The organism is Amycolatopsis mongoliensis (assembly GCF_030285665.1).
Classification (GTDB): Bacteria; Actinomycetota; Actinomycetes; order Mycobacteriales; family Pseudonocardiaceae; genus Amycolatopsis; species Amycolatopsis mongoliensis.
Genome location: NZ_CP127295.1, coordinates 2,740,978 through 2,752,976, shown reverse-complemented (window position 1 = coordinate 2,752,976; position 11,999 = coordinate 2,740,978). Strand labels below are relative to the sequence as shown.

Annotated in this window: 14 protein-coding genes; 7 read left to right on the top strand and 7 right to left on the bottom strand. The window is 69.8% G+C overall.

What is annotated here, in order from left to right:
- Window positions 1-33: 33 nt before the first annotated feature.
- The 3 genes from QRX60_RS13360 (at window position 34) to QRX60_RS13350 (ending at window position 2,792) form a co-directional block, all read left to right on the top strand.
- Window positions 34-939 carry a Gfo/Idh/MocA family protein gene (locus QRX60_RS13360; protein WP_286001099.1) on the top strand — a complete coding sequence of 302 codons (906 nt, stop codon included), beginning with the start codon at window positions 34-36 and terminating at the stop codon, window positions 937-939.
- A 262-nt stretch (window positions 940-1,201) separates the two neighbouring features.
- Entirely contained in the window at window positions 1,202-1,858 is a 657-nt protein-coding gene (locus QRX60_RS13355; protein WP_286001098.1) for a VanZ family protein, read from the top strand.
- A 184-nt stretch (window positions 1,859-2,042) separates the two neighbouring features.
- Window positions 2,043-2,792 (top strand): GNAT family N-acetyltransferase, encoded by a 750-nt coding sequence (locus QRX60_RS13350; RefSeq protein ID WP_286001097.1) that lies wholly within the window; start codon window positions 2,043-2,045, stop codon window positions 2,790-2,792.
- Here the strand turns inward: QRX60_RS13350 and arfB are convergent.
- The 6 genes from arfB to QRX60_RS13320 form a co-directional block, all read right to left on the bottom strand.
- Window positions 2,789-3,205 carry an alternative ribosome rescue aminoacyl-tRNA hydrolase ArfB gene (gene arfB, locus QRX60_RS13345; protein ID WP_286003580.1) on the bottom strand — a complete coding sequence of 139 codons (417 nt, stop codon included), beginning with the start codon at window positions 3,203-3,205 and terminating at the stop codon, window positions 2,789-2,791. The two genes, QRX60_RS13350 and arfB, sit on opposite strands and share 4 nt — an antisense overlap.
- A 49-nt stretch (window positions 3,206-3,254) precedes the next feature.
- Window positions 3,255-4,325 (bottom strand): phosphoribosylformylglycinamidine cyclo-ligase, encoded by a 1,071-nt coding sequence (gene purM, locus QRX60_RS13340; protein WP_286001096.1) that lies wholly within the window; start codon window positions 4,323-4,325, stop codon window positions 3,255-3,257.
- A 40-nt stretch (window positions 4,326-4,365) separates the two neighbouring features.
- On the bottom strand, window positions 4,366-5,892 hold the full coding sequence (gene purF, locus QRX60_RS13335; protein WP_286001095.1) for an amidophosphoribosyltransferase: 1,527 nt from the start codon (window positions 5,890-5,892) through the stop codon (window positions 4,366-4,368).
- A gap of 117 nt (window positions 5,893-6,009) precedes the next feature.
- Entirely contained in the window at window positions 6,010-6,315 is a 306-nt protein-coding gene (locus QRX60_RS13330; protein WP_286001094.1) for a hypothetical protein, read from the bottom strand.
- Window positions 6,302-6,541: a DUF397 domain-containing protein gene (locus QRX60_RS13325; protein ID WP_286001093.1), complete on the bottom strand. Its 240-nt coding sequence runs from the start codon at window positions 6,539-6,541 to the stop codon at window positions 6,302-6,304. The genes QRX60_RS13330 and QRX60_RS13325 overlap by 14 nt, the downstream gene beginning before the upstream one ends.
- Before the next feature lie 317 nt (window positions 6,542-6,858).
- Entirely contained in the window at window positions 6,859-7,737 is an 879-nt protein-coding gene (locus QRX60_RS13320; protein WP_286001092.1) for a helix-turn-helix domain-containing protein, read from the bottom strand.
- A 200-nt stretch (window positions 7,738-7,937) separates the two neighbouring features.
- Here QRX60_RS13320 and QRX60_RS13315 point away from each other — a divergent pair, with 200 nt between their 5' ends.
- Window positions 7,938-8,735 carry an SAM-dependent methyltransferase gene (locus QRX60_RS13315; protein WP_286001091.1) on the top strand — a complete coding sequence of 266 codons (798 nt, stop codon included), beginning with the start codon at window positions 7,938-7,940 and terminating at the stop codon, window positions 8,733-8,735.
- A 21-nt stretch (window positions 8,736-8,756) separates the two neighbouring features.
- Here the strand turns inward: QRX60_RS13315 and QRX60_RS13310 are convergent, their stop codons facing one another.
- Window positions 8,757-9,137, bottom strand: a complete 381-nt coding sequence (locus QRX60_RS13310; RefSeq protein WP_286001090.1) for a sterol carrier family protein — start codon at window positions 9,135-9,137, stop codon at window positions 8,757-8,759.
- A 56-nt stretch (window positions 9,138-9,193) separates the two neighbouring features.
- On the opposite strand from QRX60_RS13310, the gene QRX60_RS13305 reads away from it, so the two are divergent.
- The 3 genes from QRX60_RS13305 (at window position 9,194) to QRX60_RS13295 (ending at window position 11,857) form a co-directional block, all read left to right on the top strand.
- Window positions 9,194-9,895 carry a type VII secretion system-associated protein gene (locus QRX60_RS13305; protein ID WP_286001089.1) on the top strand — a complete coding sequence of 234 codons (702 nt, stop codon included), beginning with the start codon at window positions 9,194-9,196 and terminating at the stop codon, window positions 9,893-9,895.
- 99 nt (window positions 9,896-9,994) lie between these two features.
- Window positions 9,995-10,795, top strand: a complete 801-nt coding sequence (locus QRX60_RS13300) for a lysozyme (protein ID WP_286001088.1) — start codon at window positions 9,995-9,997, stop codon at window positions 10,793-10,795.
- Between the two features lie 192 nt (window positions 10,796-10,987).
- A complete protein-coding gene (locus QRX60_RS13295; protein ID WP_286001087.1) occupies window positions 10,988-11,857 on the top strand; it encodes a lysozyme in 870 nt (289 codons plus the stop codon).
- Window positions 11,858-11,999 lie beyond the last annotated feature (142 nt).

Sequence of the window (11,999 nt, the reverse complement as noted above, 5' to 3'; positions counted from 1 at the left end):
GGCGCGACGAGCGACACACCTAGACTGCGGGCCGTGGGACAGCTCATCGCGGACGGACAGCTGCGCATCGGCCTGATCGGTGCCGGCCCGTGGGCGACGACCATCCACGCCCCCGGCCTGGCGGATCACCCCGGCACGGCGCTGACCGCGGTCTGGGCCCGGCGGCCCGAGGCCGCGCAAACGCTTGCGGACACGCACTGCGCGGCCGCCGCGAGCAGCGTCGAGGAGCTGTTCGAGCAGGTGGACGCGGTCGCGTTCGCCGTTCCGCCGTCGATCCAGGCCGAGCTGGCCGTGCGCGCGGCCGAAGCCGGGAAGCACCTGATCCTGGAGAAGCCGATCGCCGCCGACCTCGCCGGTGCGCAGCGGCTGGCCGACGCCGTCGCGGGCGCGGGTGTCGCCGCGCTCGTCGTGCTGACCCTGCGGTACTCGGCGCAGACCCAGGAGTGGCTCGCCGACCTCGCCCAGGCGGGCGGCTGGGCCGGGGGCGGCGCGCGCTGGCTGTCCGGCGCCCTGCTCGGCGGCGAGTACGCCGCCTCGGCGTGGCGCCAGGAAGACGGCGGCGCCCTGTTCGACATCGGCCCGCACGCGCTCGACATGCTGGACGCCGCGCTCGGCCCGATCACCGAGGTGGTGGCGGCCCGGCAGAGCCCCGGCGACCTCTGGCACCTGATGCTGGCGCACGAACACGGCGTGGTCAGCACCGCGACGCTGTCGCTGCGGCTGCCGGTGCAGCCGACCGTCGTCGAGATCGCCGTCTGGGGACAGCACGGCTACCGGACACTCGGGCGCAAACCGGGCTCGGCGCAGGAGTCCTACACCGCGCTGCTGGACGACTTCGCGGCGATGATCGCCAGCGGCATCACGACGCACCCCTGCGACGTCCGCCGTGGTCTGCACCTGCAGAACCTCCTCGACCAGGCCCGGAAGCTGGCCGAGTAGTACACAGGCCCACCTCGCGGGTTTACGTTGTGAAGTAAGGCTTCCTCACAAACTCCCCGAATTCATCCACAGGGTTGTCCACAACCTCCACTGTGGACAGTGCGCCTCCCGACCGAACCACGGGAACCTTCGTCGCGCCACCGGAAAGATCACCGAATAGTGCGGCCCGCTCGGACTGCCGAGTCGATCTTGCGATGCAAAGGTGATCTTGGGAGGGCACCGCGCATCGAAGTTTTCTTGAGGGGTTCGAGAAGGGAGGCGCATGGAAGCCCTGCTGCGCGCCTTCTGGGGGATGATTCCGGTTTCGGCCATCGCGCTGCCGTACGCGCTGCTCGGCTGGCCACTGCTCGCGGCCCGCCGGCGGCGAAGACTTCCCGCTCGCTACGCGACCGCGACAGCCGGCGTCGACAGCGCCGCCTTCCTCGTCGCCTTCCTGGTGTTGTGCCTGGTCACGATGCCCGTCGGCACCTCCGGCGAGAGCACGCTCGACCTCGTTCCCGGCGCCGACATCACGGCGGCCTTCGGGGACGACGGATCACTCTGGCAGGTGATCGGCAACCTCCTGCTGCTGTCCCCCCTCGGGGCGTTGCTGCCCTTGCGGATGCGCCGCCTGCGCACCCTGCTGCGGATCGCGCTGGCCGCGCTGATCGCGTCCGTGCTGGTGGAAGGTACGCAATATCTGATCCACACCGGCCGGGTGACCTCGACCGACGACGTCCTGCTGAACACGGCGGGCGCGACGCTCGGCGCGGCCCTCAGCCGTCGCGGCTGGCGCGCGCTCGATCCGCCGCCACCGGTGCCCGTGGCCATCCCGGCACAACGCCGGACGATCTGCGAGGCCCCGACGCTCAGGATGCGGGTCCCGCGCTCGGTCTGGGACACGCGGTACGCGGCCATCGCGCACCCGGAACGCCAGTAAACCCGGTTGCGGGCCATGCCAAGATGGCCCGGAAGAGCCCCCTTCGAGTCAAGGAATGACCGCCTATGCCTGGCGCCGCCTCCGGCGTCGGCCTCCGCTAGGCCCGACGCCCGGCGTTCTGCCCGCAGGCCCGTTCAGCGGCCGCGGATTCCTTGTCATGCTCTCGAAAGGCTCAAACCCAGCAATGTCTGCCATCCAGACGTATGTCCGCAAGACGGCGCCGCGCGGCCGCGACACCGAGCAGGTCGGCCCCTTCCTGGCCACCTACTCGCCCGGCACGGCGCACCCGATGCTCAACTACGCGATCCCGGACGACGGCGCGCAGCCGACGACGGCCGAGATCGACGCCTTGACCGAGGCGTTCCGGCGGCGGGGCCTGCTCCCGCGGCTGGAGTACTTCACCGACGTCGCCCCCGGCCTGGAGAACCTGCTGGTCGAGGCGGGGTACGGGCTCGAGCGCCGGGTTCCGCTGATGACCTGTTCCCCGGCCGGTTTCGTCGGCCACCCCGCACCGGACGGTTACGCCGTCCGCGAACCGGGGTCCGACGACGACTACCGGCGGATGCGCGCGGCGCAGAACCACGCGTACGGCGAATCCGCGCAGGTCACCGACGAGGACGTCGAACGCGCGAAGAGCAAGGCGGCCGGGGTCACGTCCGCGCTCGTCGAGCACCTGGCCACCGGCGAGGTCGTCGGCGGCGGGGTCGCCCTCGAAATCGTCGACGGCACCACGGAGATCGCCGGCATCGGCGTGCTCGACCCGCACCGCGGACGCGGGCTCGCCGCCGCGCTCACGGCTTTCCTCACCGGGGACGCGTACGCCCAGGGCGCGCACACCGCGTTCCTGACCCCCGGTGACCTGGGGATCGGGCGCATCTACGCCCGCGTCGGCTACCAGCCGGCCGGCGAGTGCGTGCACCTCTCCTTGAGCTAGTCGTCGAAGCGGCCGGAGCGGCCTCGTTTCACGTCGCTCCGGCGCTTCTTCGACGCCAGGCGGCGCTCCTTCGAACCGCGGGACGGCTTCGTGGGGCGCCGCTTGGCGGGCGGCGGCGCCGACGCGTCCCGCAGGAGGTTCGCCAGGCGGGCGCGGGCCGCTTCCCGGTTCTGCAGCTGCGAGCGGTGTTCGCTGGCCGCGATCGTCAGGACGCCGTCGACCAGCCGCGGGCCGAGCTCGGCCAGGACCCGGTCACGCAAGTGCTCCGGGATCGACGGCGACGCAGCCACGTCGAAGGACAGCTCGACGCGTGAGTCGGTGGTGTTCACGCCCTGCCCGCCCGGGCCGGACGACCGCGAAAAGCGCTCGCTCAACTCGGCTCCCGGGATCACGAACCGGGAGCCGACCACCACGTCTTCGGCTGCCACGCCCTCAATTGTGGCAGCCGGACCAAGCGGTTTGTCAGAACCGCGGGTGGTCGCCCGAGAGGACCGCGCGCGGGCCGTCGACGTCGTCGGCGGGCTGGACGTCGCCCAGCACCCACGCCGGCAGGTGCCGCGCGGTCAGCATGGCCAGCGCCCGGTCGACGTCCTCGGGCCCGACGATCGCGACCATGCCGACGCCCATGTTGAACGTCTTCTCCAGCTCGCTGCGCTCGACCTTGCCACGCTGGCCGATCAGGGCGAACACCGCGGACGGCGTCCACGTGCCGCGGTCGAGCCGGGCCACCAGTCCGCGCGGCATGACGCGGGCCAGGTTCGCCTCCAGGCCACCGCCGGTGATGTGCGCGAACGTCCGGACCTCGGTCTCGGCGGCCAGCGCGAGGCAGTCCTTCGCGTAGATCCGGGTCGGCTCCAGCAGCTCCTCGCCGAGGGTGCGGTCGAACTCCTCGACGTGTCCCTCGAGCGGCATCCGAGCGATGTCCAGCAGCACGTGCCGGGCGAGGGAGTACCCGTTCGAGTGCAGCCCCGACGAGCCGAGCGCCAGCACGACGTCACCCGGGCGGACCTTCTCCGGCGAGAGCAGCGCGGACCTCTCGACCACGCCGACGCCGGTGGCCGACATGTCGTAGTCGTGCTCACCCATCAGGCCCGGGTGCTCGGCCGTCTCGCCGCCGAGCAGCGCGCAGCCGGCCCGGACGCAGCCTTCGGCGATGCCGCCGACCAGCGCGGCGATCTTCTCCGGGTGCACCTTGCCGACGGCGATGTAGTCCTGCAGGAACAGCGGCTCGGCGCCGGTCACGACCAGGTCGTCGACCACCATCGCGACCAGGTCGATGCCGACGGTGTCGTGCTTGTCCAGGGCCTGCGCGACGGCGAGCTTGGTGCCGACGCCGTCGGTGGAGGAGGCGAGCACCGGCTCCTTCCACTTGTCGAGCCTCAGCGAGAAGAGCCCGGCGAAGCCGCCGACGCCGCCCATCACCTCCGGGCGCGTAGCCCGTTCGGCGTGCGGCTTGAGCAGCTCGACGGCTTGGTCGCCGGCGTCGATGCTGACGCCGGCGGCGGCATACGTGGCGCTCGTGGACTCGCTCACGGCTGAAGGACTCCCAACTGGAAGGACTGGCCCGGACGGGCTAGGGACGCCGGATGGCGTCTTCGGCACCGTACCCGGCCGGGCTGACCGGCTTCGCCGCGCCATTGACCGCGTCGAGGCTTTCCAGCAGGTGCTTCCCGATCAGCGCGTCCTCCGGAAGCGGGATCGGGTACTCGCCGGAGAAGCACGCCGTGCACAGCCGCGACTTCGGCTGCTCCGCGGCCGCGACCAGGCCGTCGAGGGAAATGTAGCCCAGGGAATCGGCCCCGATCGAGCGCCGGATGCCGTCGAGGTCGACGCCGTTCGCGACCAGCTCGGCCCGCGACGCGAAGTCGATGCCGTAGAAGCACGGCCAGCGCACGGGCGGCGACGCGATCCGGACGTGCACCTCGAGCGCGCCGGCCTCCCGCAGCATCCGGACGAGCGCGCGCTGGGTGTTGCCGCGGACGATCGAGTCGTCCACCACGACCAGGCGCTTGCCGCGGATGACGTCGCGCAGCGGGTTCAGCTTGAGCCGGATGCCCAGCTGGCGGATGGTCTGCGACGGCTGGATGAACGTGCGCCCGACGTAGGCGTTCTTCACCAGGCCGGTGCCGTAGGGGATGCCGGAACCCTGCGCGTAGCCGATGGCGGCCGGCGTGCCGGACTCCGGTACCGGCATGACCAGGTCGGCCTCGACGGGCTGCTCGATCGCGAGCCGCCGGCCGATCTCGACGCGGGTGGCGTGCACGCCGCGCCCGGCGATCGTGGTGTCCGGGCGGGCGAGGTAGACGTACTCGAAGACGCAGCCCTTGGGGTCCGGGTTCGCGAACCGGGAGGAGCGCAGGCCCTCGGCGTCGATCGCGATGAGCTCGCCGGGCTCGACCTCGCGGACGAAGGACGCGCCGACGATGTCGAGGCCCGCCGTCTCGCTCGAGACGACCCAGCCGCGCTCGAGCCGGCCGAGGACCAACGGGTGGACGCCGTGCGGGTCACGCGCCGCGTAGAGCGTGTTCTCGTCGGCGAAGACCAGGCAGAAGGCACCCTTGAGCGTGGGCAGCAGATCCATCGCGGCGGCTTCGATGCCCTTGTCGGCGGCGTTCGCCGCGAGCAGGCCGCAGACCAGGTCGGAGTCGCTCGACGAGCCGGTCAGGCCCGCGTGCGGCTTGAGCCCGGCGGCGATGGTGCGCTCGCGCAGCTCGGCGGTGTTGACGAGGTTGCCGTTGTGCGCGAAGGAAAGGCCGCTGCCGGTCTCGGTGGTGCGGAAGATCGGCTGGGCGTTCTCCCAGATGGTCGCGCCGGTGGTCGAGTACCGGCAGTGCCCGACGGCGATGTGCCCCTGCAGCGACTGCAGGATCTGCTCGTCGAACACCTGGCTGACCAGGCCGAGGTCCTTGAAGACCACGATCTGCGAGCCGTCGGAGACGGAGATTCCGGCGGCCTCCTGCCCGCGGTGCTGCAGGGCGTAGAGGCCGTAGTAGGTCAGCTTCGCGACTTCTTCCCCGGGAGCCCAGACGCCGAAGACGCCACACTCCTCACGGGGTTCCGGTTCGGGCTGGTCGGACACGACTTGCGGGTCGGAAACCACCGAGGAGCTCCTGGGAAGACGTGGTCAGGCCGGTTTCAGTGTAGACGGTGCGGACATGAGTCAGGCCCTGCCCGACGTGGTACTGACCACTTCGGACAGGGCCTGAAGGCTTCATGTCTAGCAAGCATCCGGGAGCGAGAGGATCTCCGTGAGCACCTGGGCGCCTTCGCCGCGGCGGCGCCACAACCAGCGCTCCGGCTCGAAGATGTTCTCTTCGGTGCCGGGCATCCGGGTCGCCTCGACGTCGTCCTCGGAATTGAGCCGGACCACGTCCACCACGTCGTCGTGCACCCGCACACCGACAACGGCGAGAACCTCGCCGCGCTCGTCGGCGGGGTGGACGAACTGGTAGCCGCGAGCCACCAGCTCCTGCAGTCCGGTCTCGATGTCGAAGACGGGGGCGACGGCCTCAGCTGAGGACATCGTCGAACTCACCGTCCTTCGCGCCGGCCAGGAACGCCGCCATCTCCGCGCGCGTGTAGACGAGGGCCGGGCCGGTCGGGAACCGGGAGTTGCGCATCGCGATCTCGCCACCTGTCAGCGGCGCGACCTCGACGCAGTTGCCCACGGCACCGCTGTAGCTCGCCTTGCGCCATTCGGCTCCGACCAGCCGATCGGCCGGTATGCCGTTCTCGAATCGCTCAGCCATGGTCCCACCTCTCGATGCGGAAAACCCTGCAGGCGTCGCATCTGCATGTGCATTTGCCCGCGTATCGGAGGTTAGCACGTGTGCCTGCAACGGTAAATGCACGTGCAGAATTTCTTGCAAAGTTCTCGGACGGTAAAGAATCACCTGGTCAGGGCTAACCTATCGGGTGATAGATAACTCCCCTAACGGGCGAACGGCTACGAGTAGTCACCGCTCATCGGGACATGAGCGAGGGCCGCCGACCGGCCACGGATACTGCCGGTGACCACCCGCCGGACACTCGTCACCGCCGGCGGACCGGTTCACCAGGAGCGTTCTCAGATCTCCGCGCGCCGCTTCGCGAGCAGAGCGCGGCTCCGCTCCGGCGTCTCGGAGTCGACCGCCAGCATGTCCAGCGCGCGGCTGTACTTTTCGATCTCTTCGCGCTTCTCGATGTAGTGCGCGCCGGTCAGGTACTCGACGTAGGCGATGTTCGGCAGCTCCGGCTCGCCGAACCGCAGCAGCGAAAACGCGTGCTCCGCCGACAGGCCGCTGCGGGAGAACGGCAGTATCTGCACCGACACGTGCGGCAGCGCGCTCATCTCCAGCAGGTATTCGATCTGCTGCTTGAGCACCTTCATCCCGCCGATCGGCCGGTGCAGGACGGACTCGTCGAGCACCATCCACACCCGGGGCGCGTCCGGCCTGCTGAACATCTTCTGCCGCCGCATGCGCAGCGCGACCAGCTGGTCGACGCGCTCGTCGGCCATCTCCGGGCGGCCGTGGCTGAAGATCGCCCGCGCGTACCCCTCGATCTGCAGCAGCCCCGAGACGTACAGCGGCTCCCAGATCTGGATCCGGGCCGCGGCTTCTTCGAGGCCGACGAGGTCGGTGAACCAGTTCGGCATCGTGTCGCCGAAGCGCCGCCACCAGCCCGGCTCGTTCGACTGCTTGACCATGTCGAGGAACGTCTGGCGCTCCGTCGCGTCCTCGACGCCGTACATCGTCAGCAGGTCGGTGACGTCGCGTTCCTTGAAGCCGACCCGGCCCAGTTCCAGGCGGCTGATCTTCGATTCGGACCCGCGGATGTTGTATCCGGCCTGCTGGCGGGTGATGCCGGCCTCTTCGCGGAGTCGGCGAAGCTGCGAGCCCAGGATCATGCGGCGCGCCGTGGGGCCGATGTTCTGCTCGCCTGCGGACGCGTTCACCGCGTTCATTCCCGGACCTTCCGCGCTCACGTCACCAGGGGGTTCTAGCCCGACTACCGAAAGTACACGTTGGGCCGTCCTGCGCAAAGAGGTGACCCGGTTTACCGCATGCGTGTGTCGTCCTACTCTACGTAGAGTACGAGACTTTCAACACAGAACTTGCGAGGTTCACCATGCCCGACGCCGCGACCCGGACCGAACGAGTTCCCGTGGGGGTCGACCCGACCCGAGCGAGCATCGCGCGTGTGTACGACGCCTTCCTGCTCGGGAAGGACAACTACGAGATCGACCGGGAGGTCCTGCACAAGGTGCAGCAGGCCGCACCGGAGGCGCAGGACCTCGCGTTCGAAAACCGCGGTTTCCTCATCCGTGTCTGCCGCTTCCTCGCCAGCCAGACGGGCATCACCCAGTTCCTCGACCTCGGATCCGGCCTGCCGACGGCGGAGAACACCCACCAGGTCGTCCAGCGGATCAACCCGGAGACCAGGGTCGTCTACGTCGACAACGACCCGGTGGTCCTCGCGCACGGCCGCGCGCTGCTCGAAGAGAACGAGCACACCCACTTCGTCGCCGAAGACATCTTCGAGCCGCAGCGGATCCTCGAGAACGAGGTCGTCCGCGAGCACATCGACTTCACGCAGCCGCTCGTCCTGCTGCAGATGGGGACGCTGCACCACTTCAAGGGCGACCACGACCGGCCGGCCGAGATCATGCGGGAGTACGTCGACGCGCTGCCGTCCGGCTCCTTCGTCGGGCTCAGCCACTTCTTCGACCCGGAGAACGAAGACTCCGCGACCGCGCGCCGCATGGAGGACTTCTTCGTGCACAGCCCGATGGGGTCCGGCACGTTCCGGACGCAGAAGGAGATCGAGGAGCTGTTCCCCGGCCTCGAAATGGTCGATCCCGGCGTGACGCTGTGCGCCGACTGGTGGCCGGACGGCCCGCGGCTCAAGGACCTCAACGTCGCGCAGCGGACCATCGCCGGCGGCGTCGGCCGCAAGCCGTAGCTCCTCCTGCCCCCGCGTCCGTCAGAGCCGGATGAGGGGGAGCCAGTGGGAAAGGTCGGCCCGGGTGCCCGACGCGGACACCCGGCCGTCCGCCACCGCCGTGGCCCAGTCGAGCCGGCCCGTGGCCAGTTCGAGCCACGTGCGCGGGTCGGTCTCGATCACGTTCGGCGGGGTGCCGCGGGTGTGCCGCGGACCGTCCACGCACTGCACCGCCGCGAACGGCGGCACGCGGACCTCGACCGTGCGGCCCGGCGCGTCGGCCGCGAGCGTGCGCAGGCTGAGCCGGACCGCGGCGGCCAGTTCCGGCCGTGCCGGATCGGGCGCGTCGCCTTGCAGCCACGCGGAAACCGCCAGCACCGCCGCACGTAACTGTCCGGGGTCGACCGAACGCGAAGAGGCCATGGGCAAACAGTAGAGTGGCGCACCAAGAGTTTTCAGGCACACCCGAGAACGTGGGGATGACGATGGCGCAGCGGGACGAGGCAGATCGGATGGTTTCGCAGCAGCCCACCGGAAGCGGGGCCGATCGCCCCGGCAAGCACAGCAAGCACAACCGCGCCGCGCGGCGCGGCCAGCAGGCCCGGCGCTCCGGCAAGCACGGCACGCCCGAGATCACCGCGGAGATGCGCACAAACGCCCGCGCCAACCCCGACAGCTGGCTCTACGTCATCGACGAGGCCTTCGACCCGAACGGCCCGGTGCCGTCGTGGGCGGTCGTCGGCGCCTACCCGGTGAACGGCGCGGGCGACGTCGTCGCCGACTTCCACCCCAACGACCGCTACCGGCCCTCGCCCAAGGCGCTCGGCTTCCCGGAGCCGTCGAACGACCTCGAGCAGCTGCTGCAGCTCGTCCGCACCGAACACCGGCCGGCGTCGGACCTGCCGAAGGTCGTCCTCGACTCGACGCTGTTCGTCTACGCGATGTCGCCGGTGCAGCGCACCGTGATCGGCTTCCACAACACCGACGGCCGGGTCATGGTCCCCGCCTACACGCGCAAGGCGCTGGTGCCGCGCGAATGGCCGCACGCCCGCGCCGTGGTCGGCCGCGACATCGTCAGCCTGCTCGGCGGGCACCCCGTCGCGATCAACCCGCACGACCTCATCACGGCCGTCGTCCCGGCCGAGCACCTGCTGAAGGCGCTGGCCGACGAACAGCGCTGACCTGCGGGTTTAACCCCATCGAGTGACCACCCGAGTCGCCGATCCGGCGACTCGGGTGCATGGTGAGGCTGGAAAAGACTCACGAGACCGGTGGGGAGCATGAGGGTGAAACGACGTTCGCTGCTGCCCTTCGCCGCCGCCGTTCTGCTCGTCGCCGGACAGACGCCGGCGACGGCCGCCGACATCTACGCGGGCGCCGAGGACCACTACGCCGGTTCGCAGATCGCCGAGGTCGAAGGCGTCGACGCGGTGCCCGGCGTGCTGTACGCGACCGACGACCAGCAGCTCGGGCACGACGTCAGCGGCCACCAGGGCCCGGTCGACTGGCCCGGCGCGGCGCGGACGGGCGCGAAGTTCGTCTACGTCAAGGCGACCGAGGGCACCGGGTTCGTCAACCCGCAGTTCGCCCAGCAGTACAACGGGTCCTACGACGCCGGCCTGATCCGCGGCGCCTACCACTTCGCCCGGCCGGACATCTCCGACGGCGCGTCGCAGGCGCGGTACTTCCTCGCCCACGGCGGCGGCTGGTCGCCCGACGGCCGGACCCTGCCCGGCGCGCTCGACGCGGAGTACAACCCGTACGGCGAAACCTGCTACGGCAAGGACGCCGCCGGGATGGTCCGCTGGATCAGCGACTTCTCCGAGACCTACCGCGCGGCCACCGGCCGCTACCCGACGATCTACACGTCGACGAGCTGGTGGAAGCGCTGCACCGCGAACACCGGCGGGTTCGGCGGCAACCCGTTGTGGATCGCCCGCTACAACACCTTCATCGGCGAGCTGCCCGCCGGCTGGAGCACCCACACGATCTGGCAGTTCGCCGACCGCGGATCCCTGCCGGGCGACCAGAACTGGTTCAACGGCACGGCCGACCGGTTGCGCGCACTCGCGCTGGGCTGAACGGCCCACCGTTCGAGTAATAGGTGTTAACTGGTCACCAATTTATGATCTTCTTCCCGAGAAAATCACCCACGCGTATACCCAATTTCACGGAACTGAGTGACAAACGGCAGTTCGTCCTCAACAATCGTGCACGGGCGGCTACCTGCAGTAAGCCGTCCTCAGCGAGGGTATCTGTGAAGGGATTCAACGATGTCCACTTCCCGAAGAGGGCGGCTGTTCGCCGCCCTGGTCGTCCCGGCCACGCTGCTCCTGCTCGGCAGCACGGCCCAGGCGACGACCTTCTCCCCCGAGGTCGACCCCGTGGCCGCGATCAACGCGGACATCGCACAGCACAACCACGAACTGGGGTCGCAGATCCGGCGCGTCGAAGGCGACAAGTCGACCCCGGACACGCAGCAGGCGGCGCAGCAGCCGCAGCCCGCCCAGGCCATGCCGGGCCAGGTGCTGGCGACCGTGGCCGGCATGGACGTCGCCAGCTACCAGGGCAACGTCGACTGGGCGAACTGGTGGAACCAGGGCAAGCGGTTCGTCTGGACGAAGGCCACGGAGAGCACCAGCTACACGAACCCGTACTTCGCCCAGCAGTACAACGGCTCCTACGACCAGGGCTTCATCCGCGGCGCCTACCACTTCGCGACCCCGAACACCGCGAGCGGTGCGGCGCAGGCGACCTACTTCGTCGCCCACGGCGGCGGCTGGTCCGGCGACGGCAAGACGCTGCCGGGCGCCCTGGACATGGAGTACAACCCGTACGGCGCGACCTGCTACGGGCTGAGCAAAGCGGCGATGACGGCGTGGATCCTCGACTTCCACGACACGTACCACGCCAAGACCGGCCGCTACCCGGTGATCTACACGTCGACGAGCTGGTGGAGCCAGTGCGTGAGCGGTGACTTCTCCAGCACGGCCCCGCTGTGGGTCGCGCGGTACGCGTCGTCGGTGGGCACCCTGCCCTACAACTGGGGCTTCTACACCGTCTGGCAGTACACCTCGAGTCCGCTCGACCAGGACACCTTCAACGGTGCCTACGACCGGCTCCAGGCTCTCGCCAACGGCTGACCCACACCCCGGCTCCCGGTTCGTGACGACTTCGCGTCGTCCGGCCCGGGAGCCGGTTTCATGCCGTACCGTCCGAGCTTGCAGAATGCTGCTCACCACGTCCTGGGGGAACCACACGGGCCTTGCGGACGTCGGAAGCGCA